This window comes from Aeromonas aquatica, from assembly GCF_000764655.1.
In the GTDB taxonomy this organism is placed as follows: domain Bacteria; phylum Pseudomonadota; class Gammaproteobacteria; order Enterobacterales; family Aeromonadaceae; genus Aeromonas; species Aeromonas aquatica.
In genome coordinates this window covers 1-16,318 of record NZ_JRGL01000105.1, presented here as the reverse complement: position 1 = coordinate 16,318, position 16,318 = coordinate 1, and the positions used below count along the sequence as shown (strand labels likewise).

14 protein-coding genes are annotated in these 16,318 nt (G+C 62.8%); 4 read left to right on the top strand and 10 right to left on the bottom strand.

Translation table 11 applies throughout. The annotated features are described in order from the left end of the window. The first annotated feature begins 29 nt into the window (after positions 1 to 29). The gene (locus LG30_RS0113600) at positions 30 to 578 is read left to right on the top strand and encodes a 2-amino-4-hydroxy-6-hydroxymethyldihydropteridine diphosphokinase (RefSeq protein WP_033131246.1); all 549 of its coding nucleotides are present in this window, start codon (positions 30 to 32) and stop codon (positions 576 to 578) included. A gap of 110 nt (positions 579 to 688) precedes the next feature. Here LG30_RS0113600 and LG30_RS0113595 read toward each other — a convergent pair whose 3' ends face one another. Then, positions 689 to 1,393 (bottom strand): SDR family oxidoreductase, encoded by a 705-nt coding sequence (locus LG30_RS0113595; protein ID WP_033131245.1) that lies wholly within the window; start codon positions 1,391 to 1,393, stop codon positions 689 to 691. Positions 1,394 to 1,467: 74 nt separating this feature from the next. After that, entirely contained in the window at positions 1,468 to 2,004 is a 537-nt protein-coding gene (locus LG30_RS0113590; RefSeq protein ID WP_033131244.1) for a DUF2301 domain-containing membrane protein, read from the bottom strand. Positions 2,005 to 2,086: 82 nt separating this feature from the next. On the opposite strand from LG30_RS0113590, the gene LG30_RS0113585 reads away from it, so the two are divergent. Continuing rightward, positions 2,087 to 2,851 (top strand): substrate-binding periplasmic protein, encoded by a 765-nt coding sequence (locus LG30_RS0113585; RefSeq protein WP_033131243.1) that lies wholly within the window; start codon positions 2,087 to 2,089, stop codon positions 2,849 to 2,851. A 387-nt stretch (positions 2,852 to 3,238) separates the two neighbouring features. Here the strand turns inward: LG30_RS0113585 and asnC are convergent, their stop codons facing one another. Next, a complete protein-coding gene (gene asnC, locus LG30_RS0113580; RefSeq protein ID WP_033131242.1) occupies positions 3,239 to 3,700 on the bottom strand; it encodes a transcriptional regulator AsnC in 462 nt (153 codons plus the stop codon). A gap of 153 nt (positions 3,701 to 3,853) precedes the next feature. Here asnC and asnA point away from each other — a divergent pair, with 153 nt between their 5' ends. Then, on the top strand, positions 3,854 to 4,846 hold the full coding sequence (gene asnA / locus LG30_RS0113575) for an aspartate--ammonia ligase (RefSeq protein ID WP_033131241.1): 993 nt from the start codon (positions 3,854 to 3,856) through the stop codon (positions 4,844 to 4,846). 208 nt (positions 4,847 to 5,054) lie between these two features. Here asnA and LG30_RS0113570 read toward each other — a convergent pair whose 3' ends face one another. The 4 genes from LG30_RS0113570 to rluD all read right to left on the bottom strand — a co-directional run bounded on the left by LG30_RS0113570 (position 5,055) and on the right by rluD (position 10,519). After that, positions 5,055 to 5,879 carry an MBL fold metallo-hydrolase gene (locus tag LG30_RS0113570; protein WP_033131240.1) on the bottom strand — a complete coding sequence of 275 codons (825 nt, stop codon included), beginning with the start codon at positions 5,877 to 5,879 and terminating at the stop codon, positions 5,055 to 5,057. A gap of 59 nt (positions 5,880 to 5,938) precedes the next feature. After that, positions 5,939 to 8,515 (bottom strand): ATP-dependent chaperone ClpB, encoded by a 2,577-nt coding sequence (gene clpB, locus LG30_RS0113565; protein ID WP_033131239.1) that lies wholly within the window; start codon positions 8,513 to 8,515, stop codon positions 5,939 to 5,941. 197 nt (positions 8,516 to 8,712) lie between these two features. Then, complete coding sequence (gene pgeF / locus LG30_RS0113560) at positions 8,713 to 9,450, bottom strand: peptidoglycan editing factor PgeF (protein WP_033131238.1); 738 nt, start codon at positions 9,448 to 9,450, stop codon at positions 8,713 to 8,715. A gap of 88 nt (positions 9,451 to 9,538) precedes the next feature. Further along, entirely contained in the window at positions 9,539 to 10,519 is a 981-nt protein-coding gene (gene rluD / locus LG30_RS0113555; RefSeq protein WP_033131237.1) for a 23S rRNA pseudouridine(1911/1915/1917) synthase RluD, read from the bottom strand. Positions 10,520 to 10,635: 116 nt separating this feature from the next. Here rluD and LG30_RS0113550 point away from each other — a divergent pair, with 116 nt between their 5' ends. After that, the gene (locus tag LG30_RS0113550; RefSeq protein WP_033131264.1) at positions 10,636 to 11,391 is read left to right on the top strand and encodes an outer membrane protein assembly factor BamD; all 756 of its coding nucleotides are present in this window, start codon (positions 10,636 to 10,638) and stop codon (positions 11,389 to 11,391) included. A 250-nt stretch (positions 11,392 to 11,641) separates the two neighbouring features. Here LG30_RS0113550 and LG30_RS0113545 read toward each other — a convergent pair whose 3' ends face one another. The 3 genes from LG30_RS0113545 to LG30_RS0113535 all read right to left on the bottom strand — a co-directional run bounded on the left by LG30_RS0113545 (position 11,642) and on the right by LG30_RS0113535 (position 15,901). Next, positions 11,642 to 12,970 (bottom strand): CoA-disulfide reductase, encoded by a 1,329-nt coding sequence (locus LG30_RS0113545; protein WP_033131236.1) that lies wholly within the window; start codon positions 12,968 to 12,970, stop codon positions 11,642 to 11,644. An 82-nt stretch (positions 12,971 to 13,052) separates the two neighbouring features. Beyond that, on the bottom strand, positions 13,053 to 14,453 hold the full coding sequence (locus LG30_RS0113540) for an L-cystine transporter (RefSeq protein WP_033131235.1): 1,401 nt from the start codon (positions 14,451 to 14,453) through the stop codon (positions 13,053 to 13,055). A 155-nt stretch (positions 14,454 to 14,608) separates the two neighbouring features. Then, positions 14,609 to 15,901 carry an L-cysteine desulfidase family protein gene (locus LG30_RS0113535; RefSeq protein ID WP_033131234.1) on the bottom strand — a complete coding sequence of 431 codons (1,293 nt, stop codon included), beginning with the start codon at positions 15,899 to 15,901 and terminating at the stop codon, positions 14,609 to 14,611. Between the last annotated feature and the right edge of the window lie 417 nt (positions 15,902 to 16,318).

Sequence of the window (16,318 nt, the reverse complement as noted above, 5' to 3'; positions counted from 1 at the left end):
ACACGAGCCCAACCCTAGGAATGGAAAGCATGTTCTACCTGTGTAGCATTGGATCGAATCTTGACCCCGCCCAGCACGTCAGCCAGGCCGTGGGAGAATTGCTGACGCGCTTTGGTCATCTGCGGCTGAGTTCGGTGATCCAGACCAAGCCGGTGGGCATGCGCTCGTCCCATGACTTCCTCAACTGCCTGCTCGTCGTCGAGAGCGAGCTCTCGGCACCCCAGCTGAAGGCCGAGTTCGTCACCATGGAGCTGGCCCACGGCCGGGATCGCAGCAACCCGCTGTGCAAGGTGACGGACAGGCCGCTCGACATCGACATCCTGGCCAGCGGCCCGCTCGACAGTTTCGCCACGGCCGGGGTGGACGCCTATCTCGGCGAGCTGCTGGCCGAGCTGTATGAACAGGGATCGGTGCGGGCTCACAGGGTGAGGCTGCGCCTGCCGACCAGCAAGGTGTTCGCCGAGCAGGTCTTTGGTCACGAGAGCGTCGAACTCTGGTCCCATGCCGATGACCGCCAGGGCCTGGGCAGCCTCCCCCCGGCGACGGATCCCCGCCCTACCCCTCCCCGTCATCAGTAGCCCGGTCGCCCGGATAATGGCGGGGGTCCGGCCAGCCTCCACCCGGCGGCGGATCCCCGTCCTACCATTCTCCTCGCCGTCATCAGTAGCCTGAGCACCTGGACGACGGCCTAGATAACGGCGAGGGCCCGGCCACCATCGACCCTGATGCTGGCCCCCGTCATGTAATCGTTCGTCATCAGCAGTTGCACCGCCTGCCAGATGGGCTCCAGTCCCCCCTCCTTCGCCAGCGGCGTCCGGGCCAGCACCTGCTGGCGCCACGCCTCCCCGTGCTCGTCGAGGAACAGTATGGGGCCGGGCTCTATGGTATTGACCCGCACCGCGGGGGCCAGCTCGCGGGCGAAGCTCATGGCCAGCGAATGGGCGCCCGCCTTGGTGGCCACATAGGCGGCGAACTGGGGCGCCGGGGCGTGGATGTAGATGTCGGTGATATGGATGATGCCGGCGTTGCCCTGGCGTGCCAGCCCGTGTGCCAGCGCGCGGTTGAGCTGGAAGGGCGCCGCCATATGTACCCGGTAGAACTGCTCGAACTGGGCGAGCTGGGCCGCCGGCTCCGCCGCCTGTGGCTCAAATGCCGAGGCGTTGTGGATGACGAGCGCCAGATCCTCGTGAGCGGCCAGGGCCGCGATCAGTCGCTCGACCTCCTCCTCTTTCGCAAAATCCGCCTGTACCAGCTCCACCCCCAGGGCCCGCAACTGCGCCAGCTCGGGGCGCTCGCTACGATAGCTGCCCGTCACCTGCCAACCCGCGGCCACCAGTTGCTCGCACAGATAAAAACCCAGTCGACGGCCACAACCCGTCACCAATGCACGCATACCCTCTCCTTGTCGTTTGGCCGCACGGGCCCTGTCACTGCGCTATGCCATCCGGATGATCCGGGGCGGGCTACCTAGAGCTGATAACGCCCGCGGTCGCCGATATCAAAATGCAGGGGCATGCGCCACTTGGCCAGACACAGCAGGCAGAGCAGCAGGCCGCTCACCAGGGCCACCAGGGCGCTAGCCCAGTCCAGCCGAGCCCATTCCAGCAGCCACAGCAAGGGCAGCAGCAGCGGCAACAGCCGAATACCCGGGATGGCGAAGCAGAATTGCTCCTTGAACGCCAGGCCGGACAGCGTGGCCAGGACGGCCCCCAGCAGCAGGGCATCCGGCGCGCCGCAAGCGGCCAGCAGCAGGCCGCCCCACCCCAGCCCCTGCAGGAGAAACCGGATCCGTTTGTCATAGATGTGCAGGCAGAATCCGCACAGGCCGCTCCCCACCACCAACGCCATCAACCACAGCCGTGTCGGCAAAAGATCCTGCCCAATCAACAAGCTAACCCCTCGACACAACAGCAGCAAAGCTGCCAGACTCAGGCCGAGACGATAGAGACAGACCGAGAGCCTGTCGATGCCGTCCAGTTCGCTTTCAATGTCAGGATTCGCCATTCGGGGTCGCCTCTGTGAGATGTCTGCCGGTCACTATACCGAAATGATCGTGAACCTGCCCCGTGCGCACAGGAGATGTGATTTGCGACGCTTGCTTCTGCTCTGTCTGCTACTGCCTTGCTGGCTGTCGGCCAGGGAGCTGATCATCGGCGGCACCCTGGAGCCGCCCCTGAAATGGCTGGATGAGGGCGGTCAGCCCCGGGGTCTGGACGTGGATCTGGTCACCGCCATCTTCGGCACCCTCAAGGTGCCCATCAGGATAGAGCTGATCGATTCTGGCGCCCGCCTCACTCGCAGCGCCGAGACCGGTGTCTACGATCTGGTGATGACCCACTCCTACAAGCCGGAACGAGAGGCCTATCTGCTCTATCCGAAGCAGTCCCATCTGCGCCATAGCTGGCACTTCTTCGTGCGCAAGGGGGACGCGGGCAAGATCCACTACCAGCACCTCAGCGATCTCAAGCCCTGGCGCATCGGCATCACCCGGGATTTCTCCTACACCCCCGAGCTGATGGCGGCCATGACGGATCCCGGTTATCAGTTTCAGGAGATCCCCATCAATGCGCTGCAGCTACGCAAGCTGATCGCCGGTCGCATCGATACCGTCCCCCTGCCGCTGGTCACCGCCTTCGCCCAGATCAAGCAAGAAGGGCTGGAAGGCCGACTCGACTACCTGCCCAAGCCGCTCAAGACCGGCCTCTACTACAGCGCCTGGACCAGAGCCCGGGCCGATGCCGACACCCCGGCGCTGATGGCGGCCTACGACGCCGAGCTGCTGCGGATGAAGCAGGATGGCCGCCTCAAGGCGCTCTACGACAAGTACGGCATCCCCTATGTCGCCCCCTGATCCCGGCTTTCCCCTCCCGAGATCCCGTTTTCAGCCCCCGCGGGCAGAGGGAGTCACTAGAATGGAATGCATTTACATCTTGTTAACTACGTAAAACACAACAAAAGCAGCGTATTTATCTGCCTCGACGGGGCTCTGTCACCAGGGTCGCCCCTTCCCCAAGGAGAGATCTCGTCCAATCGACCGACCTCCGCTCCCATCGGGGCTTCACGTCCCGCAGGGTCGGGGTCTGCAACTAGGTCAGGGCTTCCCATGGAAATGGAGCTCGCTCCATGGCCCCGCACCTGCCCATATCAGAGCTTCACGTCTCTCAGGATCGGGTTCTGTAGCGAGATCAGCGTCTCGCATCGAAATGGATCTCGTTCCATGGCCCAGCACCTACCCATATCAGGGCTTCACATCTCTCAATATCGGGTTCTGCAACGAGATCAGGGTTTCCGTGGACTGGATCTCGTCTATGGTCTGGATCTTGTGGATCAGCACCGTCTGCAGCTCGTCGATGGAGCGGGTCATCACCTTCATGAAGATGCTGTAGTGACCCGTGGTGTAGTAGGCCTCCACCACCTCGTCCAGGGCCTGCAACTTGGCCAGGGCCGAGGGGTAATCTTTCGCACTCTTGAGATTGATGCCGATGAAACAGCAGACGTCATAGCCCAGCTTCTTGGCATTCACCTGCACCCGGGTCCCCTCGATGATCCCCGCCTGCTTCATCTTCTCCACCCGCACGTGGATGGTACCGGGGCTGACGGTCAGTTGCTTGGCGAGTTCGGCGTAAGGGATCCGCGCATTCTCCATCAGGGCGGTGAGGATGGCCTGATCGAGATTATCGATCCGATAATTTTCCGGCACTTTTTTGTACTCCCGTTAACGATATCTCAGTAACTCAGCGGTTATTTTGAAGAAAAAAACACGTAAAGCCTATTTCTATTATCGAATATTGAATTTAGTGCACCATCTGTTGAAGAATCGCCATATCCAACGGATTTGAGACAGGTAATCACCATGAAACAGCACTACATTCGCAGCCAACAGCAGATCAGCTTCGTCAAAGAGATGTTCTCCCGCCAACTCGCCTTGCAGCTCGGCCTGATGGAGGTGCAAGCCCCCATCCTGAGCCGGGTCGGTGACGGCACCCAGGACAACCTCTCCGGCTGCGAGCATGCGGTGCAGGTCAAGGTGAAGACGCTGCCGGAGCACAGCTACGAGGTGGTGCATTCTCTGGCCAAGTGGAAGCGCCAGACCCTGGGCCGCTTCGGCTTCGGGCCCGGCGAGGGCATCTACACCCACATGAAGGCCCTGCGCCCGGACGAAGACCGCCTGACCCCCATCCACTCCGTCTACGTGGACCAGTGGGACTGGGAGAAGGTGATGCCGAGCGAGCGCCGGGATCTGGCCTACCTGCAAGACACGGTGCGCGGCATCTGGACCGCCATCAAGGCCACCGAGCGCGCTGTCTGCGCCGAACACGAGATGACGCCCTTCCTGCCGGCGGAGATCCAGTTCCTGCACAGCGAAGCGCTGCTGAGCCGTTACCCGGATCTGGATGCCAAGGGCCGCGAGCGCGCCATCGCCAAGGAGCTGGGGGCCGTGTTCCTCATCGGCATCGGCGGCGATCTGTCCCACGGTGAGCGCCACGACGTGCGTGCCCCCGACTATGACGACTGGAGCAGCCAGAGCGAACTGGGGCTGGCCGGCCTGAACGGCGACATCCTGGTGTGGAACCCGGTGCTGCAGGATTGCTTCGAGCTCTCCTCCATGGGGATCCGGGTGGACGCCGAGGCCCTGCGTCGCCAGCTCGCCACCACGGGAGATGAAGATCGTCTGCAGTACGACTGGCACCAGGCGCTGCTGGCAGGCGAGATGCCCCAGACCATCGGCGGCGGCATCGGCCAATCCCGCCTCGCCATGCTGCTGCTGCAAAAGGAGCACATTGGTCAGGTGCAGGTCGGCGTCTGGCCGGCAGAGATGAAGGCTGCCATTCCGGGCATGCTGTAAGCAGATTGATGGCATCCGGCAACCCATGCCGGATGCCATCAAGTGTGTGGCGGTGCGGACTGAAAGAGCGCGGTCCGGACAGGCTGTAAGGAGAGGGTCATCCTGGATGCCCCGCTGCGAAACCGGGGCTTGCCCCTGCGACCCGCTCAACCCACGCAAGGTCGCATTGAATACATTCCTCTCGGCAATCCTCGGATTGCCGCTTTTTTTATGGCCGGAACACATGTTCAAAGCCCGCCCCGATCTGGGTCTGCCCCGGCAGCCCGGCCTTTCGCTTGCCGGTGCAGTGACAAGCAAACAGCTTGTCCACTGCCTCTTCCTGCAGATAGACACCCAGCGCAACTGCCCGTTGCGGGCCGGAAAACTTCAGGTGCAAGCCACCTATGATGGCGTGCACCCGCTCCTCGCCGCAGACCTCTCTGGCCCGCTGCACAATGTTCTCCACCCCCGCATGGCCACAGCCGATGAAGATGATCAGCCCCTGCTCACTCTTGTAGGCCATGGCCGAGTCATCGCTGATCAGATCCTTCTCGACCCGGCCGCCACGGACTATGTAGCCGAGCAGGGATGGCTTGGCCTGATCCCGCCGCAGGATGGAGCCGAGAAACACCAGCCGTTCGGACAGCCAGACTGGCTCCACCGAACATTGGGGGATCAATCCCCTCGCACGCAACTGAGCGGGATCCAGCGCCCCCGAGAGCCGATAGAGGTTGTGGCGGCGAAACGGCCAGGGCAGGAAGTAACCCCGCTCATGGAATACATCCGGGCAGGCGATCAGGGGAATGGAGCTGGGAAAGACGGGCAGGACGCCGACGCCGCCCACGTGATCGTAATGACCGTGGGACAGCACCAGGTGGGAGAGGGAGCCGAGATCCACCCCCATCGCCTCGGCATTGGGGCCCAGGGCCCGCCCTCTGCCGCTATCGAACAACACCCTGAGGCCGTCGCACTCCAGCAGCAGGGCCAGGCCCCTCTCCGGGACACAACCTGGGCGATGCACCTCGTCGTCCACCAGCACCGAAAACTTGAGCATCTCGTCTCCCTAAAAACAAAACGCAGGCGCGAGGCCTGCGTTTTTTATCGATGACACCATCACGGCTGGCTCATGGTGAGCCCACTGCTGTCGGCCCCCAGCAACAGTTTCTTGCCGGGGATGACCCGACCGCTGAGCAGGGCCTGGGCCAACGGGTTCTCCACCTTCTGCTGGATAGCCCGCTTGAGGGGACGCGCCCCGTAGACGGGATCGAAGCCGGCATGCACCAGCTTGGTCAGCAGCTCCTCGCTCACCTCCACCTCGAAGCCCTGGGACTCCAGACGGCCCATCAGGCTCTTGAGCTGGATGCGGGCGATGGACTTGATGTGATCCTCGCCGAGGGGGTGGAACACCACAGTCTCGTCGATCCGGTTGATGAACTCCGGTCGGAAGCTGCGGGTCAGCAGCTCCATCAGCAGGGACTTCATCTCCTCATAGTCCTTCTCGGCATAGTGCTCCTGGATCAGATCCGAGCCGAGGTTGGAGGTCATGATCACCACCGTATTGCGGAAGTCCACGGTACGGCCCTGACCATCGGTCAGGCGACCGTCGTCCAGCACCTGCAACAGTATGTTGAACACATCCGGGTGCGCCTTCTCCACCTCGTCCAGCAGGATCACCGAGTAGGGGCGACGGCGTACCGCCTCGGTCAGATAACCCCCCTCCTCGTAGCCGACATAGCCGGGAGGCGCCCCCACCAGCCGGGCCACGCTGTGCTTCTCCATGAATTCGGACATGTCGATGCGCACCATGGCGTCCTGGGTATCGAACAGGAACTCGGCCAGCGCCTTGCACAGCTCGGTCTTGCCCACCCCGGTCGGGCCGAGGAACAGGAAGGAGCCGATCGGTCGGTTCGGATCGGACAGCCCGGCCCGGGAGCGGCGAATGGCGTTGGAGACGGCTTCCACCGCCTCTTCCTGGCCGATCACCCGGCTGTGCAGCTGATCTTCCATCCGCAGCAGCTTGTCCCGCTCCCCTTCCAGCATCCGCGCCACCGGGATCCCGGTCCAGCGCGCCAGCACGTCGGCAATCTCCACATCGGTGACGCGGTTGCGCAGCAGGCTGGTCTCCTGCATCTCCGCCTGGGTGGCGAGATCGAGCTGTTTCTCCAGCTCCGGGATGCGGCCATATTGCAGCTCGGACATCCGGGCCAGATCGCCGGCGCGACGGGCCACCTCCAGATCCTGACGAGCCTGCTCCAGTGCCGCCTTGATGTGCTGGGTACCGGCAAGGGCGGCCTTCTCGGCCTTCCACACCTCTTCCAGCTCGTTGTATTCCCGCTCCTTCTCGGTCAGCTCATGGTTGAGCAGATCGAGCCGCTTGCGGCTGGCGTCGTCGTCTTCCTTCAGCAGCGCCTGCTGCTCGAGCTTGAGCTGGATGATGCGTCGCTCCAGCCTGTCCAGGGACTCCGGCTTGGAGTCTATCTGCAGCCGGATGCTGGCAGCCGCCTCGTCGATCAGGTCGATGGCCTTGTCAGGCAGCTGGCGATCGGCGATGTAGCGGTGGGACAGCTGGGCCGCCGCGACGATGGCCGGATCGGTGATCTGCACATGGTGGTGCAGCTCATAGCGTTCTTTAAGACCGCGCAGTATGGCGATGGTGTCCTCCACCGAGGGCTCCTCCACCAGCACCTTCTGGAAGCGGCGCTCCAGCGCGGCATCTTTTTCCACGTACTGACGATACTCGTCCAGGGTGGTCGCACCGACGCAGTGCAGCTCACCGCGCGCCAGGGCGGGTTTGAGCATGTTGCCCGCGTCCATGGCCCCTTCGCCCTTGCCGGCGCCGACCATGGTGTGCAGCTCGTCGACGAAGAGGATGACGTTGCCCTCCTCCTTGGCGAGATCGCTGAGCACGGCTTTGAGCCGCTCCTCGAATTCGCCGCGATACTTGGCACCGGCTACCAGGGCCCCCATGTCCAGAGAGAGCACCCGCTTGTTCTTGAGCCCTTCCGGCACTTCGCCGTTGATGATGCGCTGGGCCAGTCCCTCGACGATGGCAGTCTTGCCCACACCGGGGGCACCGATCAGCACGGGGTTGTTCTTGGTACGGCGTTGCAGCACCTGGATGGTGCGGCGGATCTCTTCATCCCGCCCGATGACGGGGTCGAGCTTGCCGAGTTCGGCCCGCTCGGTGAGATCGATGGTGTATTTCTCCAGCGCCTGGCGGTTCTCCTCGGCGTTGGCGTCATCCACCTTCTTGCCGCCACGCACCTTGTCGATGGCGGCGTCGAGTTTTTCCTTGGTCAGGCCATGGCGGCGCAGCAGCTCGCCGAGGTTGCCCTTCTCATCGAGAGCCGCCAGCACGAACAGCTCGGACGAGATGAACTGATCCTTGCGCTGCTGGGCCAGCTTGTCGCAGACGTTGAGCAGCCGGCCGAGGCCGTTGGAGAGCTGTACATCCCCCTCCACGCCGCTCACCTTGGGCAAGCGATCGAGCTCCTCGCCGAGGCGCGAGCGCAGGGCGTTGATGTCCATCCCGCACAGGGTCAGCAACGGACGAATGGAGCCGCCGTCCTGATTGAGCAGGGCGGTCATCAGATGGACGGGTTCGATAAACTGGTGATCACGGCCCAGTGCCAACGACTGGGCATCGGAAATTGCGACCTGGAACTTGCTGGTCAGGCGATCTAAACGCATCGCACTCCCCCCTTGAAACGAGGCCGCCGAAGCGGCAACAACAGAACTGTCTGACAAGGAAGATGAGGTCTGGGGCCTGAATTTCAAGGGGAAGGGCTGTTTATTTTTCCCTCAACAGCGGTGCCAAAATAGCGCCTCCCTGCATAACAGGTCGGCGCAGGCGAAAGCCCTCGCGGTATCGGCGAGCGCCTCGCGGCTTATTCCACCAACCAAATCAGGGAGGCCATGCGGCCGGTCTGGCCGTCACGGCGATAGGAGTAAAACCGCTCGCCATCGCTATGGGTGCAGTGCTCGCCGCCATAGACGGCGCTCACCCCGGCGCGGGCCAGCCGCAGCCGGGCCAGCCGGTAGATGTCCGCCAGCCATTTGCCCTCGTTGGGGGAAGGCTTGAAGGCGGCAGCGGCCTCGGCCTGCTCGGCCATGAAGGCGTCGCGCACCTCACCCCCGACTTCGAAGGCCTCTGGGCCTATGGCAGGGCCGAGCCAGGCGAGCATGTCGGCAGGGTCGCCCCCCATGGCGGCAAGGCTGGCCTCCAGCACCCCGGCCTGCAGTCCGCGCCAACCGGCGTGGGCGGCGGCCACCCGGGTGCCTGCCCTGTCACAGAACAACACCGGCAGGCAGTCGGCGGTCATCACTATGCAGGCTAGCCCGGCCTCCTGGGCGCAGGCGGCATCCGCCTCCGGCACCCCGTCGTATTCGTTGCTGACCGGGTGGACGGCGGTGCCGTGCACCTGATTGAGCCAGTTGAGCCGACCCGGGATCCCGGCCGCCTGTTGCAACAGGGCGCGGTTCGCCTTGACCCTGCTCGCCTCATCGCCCACGTGGGCACCCAGATTCAGACCACGAAAGACCCCCTCGCTGACGCCCCCGTCCCGGGTGGTCGACAACGCCCGCACACGAGCCGGTGCGGGCCAGTCGGGTTCGATCCAGTTCATCTGCGACTCCTTCATATCACTGATAAAAAACGGGGCGCCTCATCAGAGGGCGCCCCGTTTGGCATGCTATCTGGGAGGGCAAGCCTCATCAACCCCAGACCAGATCGTCCGGGTTGGCAAGCGTATCCGCGCGCAGCACTTCCATCAGATCCAGCATGTCTTGCGGGGTGGATGAGTGCCACTCCATGACTTCCCCAGTGATGGGGTGGGCCAGCTTCAACATGGTCGCGTGCAGCGCCTGGCGATTGAATTCGCGCAGGGCCTGGGTCAGCTCCGGGGTCGCATTGCGCAGCAGCCGCAGACGACCACCGTAGGCGGGATCCCCTACCAGCGGGTGCTTGATGTGGGACATGTGTACCCGGATCTGGTGGGTACGACCGGTCTCGAGGCGCAGCCGCAACCGGGTGTGGCCACGGAACTTCTCGTGTACCCGGTAGTGGGTCACGGACGGACGACCGTTGGGCACCACAGCCATGTGGGTACGCTGGGTCGGATGACGGCCGATGGGGGCGTCAACCGTGCCGCCGGCGGTCATGTGACCGATGGCGATGGCCTCGTACTCACGGGTGATCTGGCGCGCCTGCAGCGCCTCCACCAGATGGGTCTGAGCCGGTACCGTCTTGGCCACCACCATCAAACCCGTGGTGTCCTTATCCAGACGGTGCACTATGCCGGCACGGGGCACCTCGGCAATGCCGGGGTAGCGGTGCAGCAGCGCGTTGAGGATGGTGCCGTCCGGTGTGCCGGCGCCCGGGTGAACCACCAGGCCGGCCGGCTTGTCGATCACCAGAATGTGTTCATCTTCATAGACGATGTTGAGTTCGATGTTCTGGGCATCCCAGCGGGTGTCATCTTCCAACTCGACATCGACATGTACCTGTTGTCCAGCCAGCACTTTTTCGCGCGGGGTATTGGCAACCTGACCGTCCAGGGTCACTCTGTCCTGTAAAATCCACTCCTTGATGCGGGTTCTGGAGTAGTCTGGAAACAATTCGGCCAGGGCCTGGTCGAGCCGTTGCCCGAATTGGTGATCCTGAAATTCGCCTGTCAGTTCAATATGCTGGCTCATGTATGGTCTCTTGAGCGGGGGTATCAATTCGAAATAATCCGGGTATTCTAGCTTTTCTTTTAGCCAAGCATAACGGATACTTTGCCAATTTCGTGGAAATGGACCGGATGTTGTTGATGGGAAAGAAGTCTCACCTGCTGATGTCGCTCGCCTTGATCGCTACCCTGATCACTGGTTGTTCCAGCACCAAACCCAAGGTTCCCGACGAACCGCCGGAAGTTCTGTACCAACAAGCCCGTCTCAAACTGGATACTGGTAACTACCTGAACGCCATCGAATTGCTGGAAGCGCTGGACTCGCGTTACCCCTTCGGTGCCTACTCGAGTCAGGTTCAACTCGATCTGATTTACGCCTACTACAAGCAGGATGATACCGCTCAGGCCATCGCCAATATCGACCGGTTCATTCGCCTCAATCCGGCCCACAAGAACATAGATTACGTGTTCTACATGCGTGGCCTGACCAACATGGCGGCAGATTACAACTTCTTCCAGGACTTCCTGGGGATCAACAGAGACGACAAGGACCCTTCCTACGCTCGTCAGGCGTTCCAGGACTTCAAGACCCTGTTGCAGAACTATCCCAACAGCGTCTATGCCGCCGATGCCCGTGCCCGCATGGTAGGTCTGAAGACCCGTCTCGCCCGCTACGATCTGAGCGTTGCCGAGTACTACGTCAAGCGTGATGCGCTGATCGCCGCTGCCAACCGCGCCAAGCTGGTGGTCGAGACCTATCCCGACACGCCCGAGACCGAGAAGGCACTGGAGATCATGGTGAACGCCTACGATACCCTGAAGATGCCGACCCTGGCCCGCCACGCCCGCGAAGTGCTGGCCAAGAACTACCCGGACAATCGCCTCGGCCGCGGCTGAGTGTAGCATCCGTTCGATGAAAAACCGGAGCCAATGGCTCCGGTTTTTTTATGGAAAGATCCCGTCAAGCTCCTGAACGTTCATCCCATTTAACGGCACGATCCCCAACTTTTGACCCATTCTCCATCCGGAATGAGACGGCGCAGAGATCTGTGCCGTCGTGGCGCTCAGGCTACTTGGCGACGTTACCCGCCACGTTGAGCACGTCCCAGGTGCGGGTGGAGAGAGACGGTGCACTATCAGGATTCCCTTATTTTGCGACGTTGCCCGCTACATTCAGCACGTCCCAGGTGCGGGAGAAGGGCGGTGCGTAGGCGAAGTCCAGCATGCCGAGCTGATCCGTGGTGACCCCCATGGTGATGGCAACCGCCAGGGCATCGATGCGGTGTACCGCCCCCTTGCGCCCCAGGATCTGGCCGCCGAGCAGCCGCTTGCTGCCCGCCTCATACACCAGCTTGACGTGGATGTCGGACTGGCCGGGACAGTAGTTGGTGTGACACTTGTCCTTGATGACGACGGTGCGATAGTCGATGCCCAGCGCCTGCGCCTCCCGCTCACTGAGGCCGGTACGGCCCGCCTCCAGCCCCAGCACTTTGAGGGCCGCCGAGCCCAGGGTGCCCGGGAATTCCAGTTCGGCCCCGGCCAGGTTTTCCCCCACCATGCGCCCCAGCTTGTTGGCGATGGTGGCGAGCGGCACATAGACCTGCTGCTGCTTCACGCTGTGCCAGACGCTGGCACAATCCCCGGCGGCCCAGACGTTCGGCAAGGAGCTGCGGCCCTGACGGTCCACCTCGATGGCGCCGTTGGCCAGCCGCGCTATGCCGGTGTCGGCCAGAAACTCGGTATTGGGTTTGACGCCGGTGCAGACCACCACGATGTCGGCCTCGTACTCGCCCTGGTCGGTGCGCACGCCGCTCACCCGCCCCTCCCCCAGCAGTGCCTCGACCCGCTCGCCGAGGTGCAGGCTGACCCCTCGCTCCCGCAGTTCGGTCTCGATATGTTGGGTGATCTCGCCATCGAAGGCATCGGGGATGACCCGCTCGGCCAACTCGATGAGACGCACTTCCTTGCCCTGATGCACCAGGGCCTCCACCACCTCCAGTCCGATGAAGCCGGAGCCGATGACCACCGCCTTTCGCTTGCTGGCGTCCTGCACCGCGGCCTTGAGGGCCAGACCATCGGCCATGCGCCGCAGGCCGAACACCCCTTCCTGCTGCAGGCCGGGGATAGGCGGCATCACCTCACGGGCACCGGTGGCGATCATCAGCCGATCGTAGCGATCGCTGAAGCTGTCGCCGCCGTGCTCGACGACCAGGGTCTGGGCCCCGGCATCCAGGCGCAGCACCCTGTGGCCGGTCTTGACCTCTATCCCCTTGGCGGCGAACTGCTCGACGCTGAACTCGGCCATGAAGCCCGGCTCCTGAAAGTCGTCACCGACGAAATAGGGCAGGCCGCAGGCGCCGAAGGAAATCACTTCCGAGGCCTCATACACCACTATCTCGGCATCTTTCGCCAGACGCCGGGCCTTGGCGGCCGCACTCATGCCGGCGGCTTCGCCACCGATGATCACAATACGCATTGTTTGACTCCTGTAACGACAGGGGAGGCAGCGCCTCCCCTTTACTATTCAATGACCTGAGGATGGGGTTCCGCGATCGGGATCAGACCACGGCTTCCTCACCGTCCAGACTGACCTCGGCATCGCCGTTGAAGACCGTCATGTCGGTCTGGCCCATCAGTCTGCTGGTGACGGTGCCGGCGGTGATGGAGCCGGAGACGTTGAGGGCGGTGCGGCCCATGTCGATGAGGGGCTCGATGGAGATGAGCAGCCCCGCCAGCGCCACCGGGAAGTCCAGTGCCGACAGCACGATCAGCGCCGCGAAGGTGGCGCCGCCACCGACACCGGCCACCCCGAAGGAGCTGACGGTGATAAGGGCGATGAGCGTCATGATGAAGCCGGGATCCATGGGATTGACCCCCACGGTCGGGGCTATCATCACCGCCAGCATGGCCGGGTAGATGCCGGCGCAGCCGTTCTGGCCAATGGTGGCACCGAAGGAGGCGGCGAAGTTGGCGATGCCGTCAGGGATGCCGAGCGCCTTGGTCTGGGTCTGCACGTTCATCGGGATCGAGCCCGCGCTGGTGCGCGAGGTGAAGGCAAAGGCCAGCACCGGCATGATCTTCTTCAGGAAGCGCCAGGGATTGAGGCCAACCAGGCTCACCAGCAGCAGGTGCACGGCGAACATGATGGCGATGGCACCGTAGGAGGCCAGCACGAAGTTCAGCAGGTTGAGGATGTCCGCATAGTTGGAGCCGGAGACCACCTTGGCCATCAGCGCCAGCACACCATAGGGGGTGAGTCGCAGCACCAGGGTCACCATCCGCATCACTATGACGTGGGCGACCTGCATGAAGTTCGCGAAGCTCGTGAAGATCTCCGGTTTCTTGCGGGCGATGCCGGTGGCCGACAGGCCGATGAAGATGGAGAAGATCACCACGGCGATGGTGGAGGTCTTGCGCGCCCCCGTCATGTCGAGGAAGGGGTTGGCCGGGATGAACTCCAGCACCATCTTGGCAAAGGACATGCTCTCGACGCTGTGCAGGCTGTGATCCAGATCCGCACCACGGGCGATTTCGGCGGCGCCGACGGTGAGCCCCTCGGCGGTCAGGCCGAACAGGTTGGACATCAGTATGCCCGCCCCGGCCGCGATCATGGTGGTGAAGATCAACACCCCTATGGTCATGGCGCTGATCTTGCCGAGCGCCGTGCCGCCATTGAGCTTGAGGATGGCCCCTATGATGGAGACCATGATCAGCGGAATGATGATCATCTGCAGCAGCTTCACATAGCCGCTGCCGACGATGTCCAGGTAGTCGTTGGTCTTGACCAGCACCTCGGCGCCGGCGCCGTAGATCAGCTGCAGGGCCGCCCCGAACAGGATACCCAGCCCCAGCCCCGAGAAGACCCGACGGGTGAAGCTGACGTGTTTTTGCTGCAGCCGATAGAGAAACAGCAACAACATGGCCAGGATAGCCAGATTACCGATAACGCTAAGTGTCATGACGATATTCCCCAAAATAACCGGGACGGGCCCGCGATAATGGGACGAGTGACGGGTAAGCACACTCTTCCCTGAAAGGTGCCGCTCTGTGGCGGTCTGCCCCCCGGTTCAGCCGAGGCGACAAAAAACAGGGGTGGCCAGCGCCACCCCTTGCATCACTCGGCCTTGCCCTGTTGCTTGGCCCGCATGATGTTGATGATTTCTATATCGGTGTCCAGCATCCCCCGCTTGGAGAGGCGGCCCAGGTTGGCGATGGTCTGGTCCACGTCGTCGGAGACGATGCCCTCGCTCTGGGGCACGTGCAGGTTGTTGATCGCCATCAGCGACGACTTGACCGCCGCCGAAGTGGAGGTCGACACCTTCATGGAGCAGGCGCTGCCCGCCCCGTCGCAGATGATACCGGAAACATCGCCGATCATGTTGTTGATGCAGTGACTGATCTGCTCAAACTGGCCCCCCAGCAGCCAGGTGATGGCGGCACCCGAACCCATGGCGGCGGTGCTGGCGGCGCACAGGGCCGACAGCTTGTTCTGGTACATCTTGATGTAGATGGCGACCAGATGGCTCATCACCAGCGCCCGGGTCAGCTGCTCCTCGTCGGCCTTGAGGAAGCGGGCGGCGGCGACCACCGGCATGGTGGCGGCGATGCCCTGATTGCCGGAGCCGGAGTTGGACATGGCGGGCAGCATGGCACCGTCCATGCGAGCATCGGACGCGGCCGACGACAGGCGCATGGCCAGGGTCATCAGGTCGTCGGACAGCAGCTTGCGCTCCACCTGCTCGGTCAGGATCTTGCCGATGCGCAGGCCATAGCCCTGCAGGCCTTCATCCGCCAGCGCCTGGTTCATGCTGGCCGCCTCCTGGATGAACGCGATCTCCGTCAGCGGCACCTCCAGGGCGAACGCCACTATCTCGCGCAGGCTCATGGCGGGCTTGTCGGATTTGGCGGGCTGGATCTGCACGCCGGGGGCGCTGGCCTGCTCCATCAGCACCTCGCCGTCCTTCTCCAGCAGCACGATGCGGGTGTGATCGGTGCAGATCACCACCCGGGCGCTGTGGCCATCCGCCTCCGCCAGCACCTCGGCGTAGAGCACGTCAGGCACGTCCTTCACATCCACCTTGATGAGCGGCAGCAGCGCCTTGGCAGCCTCCACCTGGGCCTGGTTGAGGTGCTTGAGCACCTCCAGTCCACCCTCCGGGTTGCCCCCCGTGATGCCGACGGCGGCCGCCACCGGCAGCCCTATCATGCCGGTGCCGGGCACGCCGACTCCCATGCCGTTCTTGAACAGGTTGCCGCTGACCCAGACGCTCACGCGGGTCGGATCCTGTCCCAGCAGCTTGCGGCAGTTGGCCGCCGCCAAGGCGACCGACATCGGCTCGGTGCAGCCAAGGGCCGGCACCACTTCACGCTTGAGCAGGGTTATGAAATCGGTCCATTGTGCTTTCATCTGTGGGTTCTCATGTTCACTGTGCCGCGGCATACATCTGCCAGTATCGGATCGAATTTGACGGTGACCTGGGATGCCGGGGCGCCCCTTTCATTTTCATGTAACTTTAGTTGATCATAATAACTAATTAATCAAATAAAATTGAACCTGTTCACCTTTTGTCGTCATTATGCCTTCCAGCAGGGGCAACGTCACCGGATTGCGATCCCGATCACGGCCAGACGCCGGGGGCCGGGCCCGCCAACGGGGATCTATGCCTTTCCCATCAATGCCTTGGCTTGATTCCTGAAAAACAGGCAATAAAAAAGGCGCTGTCCCAATTACGTGTTGAAAGGCTAACCTTGAAATAGGTCATCACCCTGAGGGCCACCATCATGGATACCCAAGCCTTTCAACATCTACTGTCTCTCTTCCCAC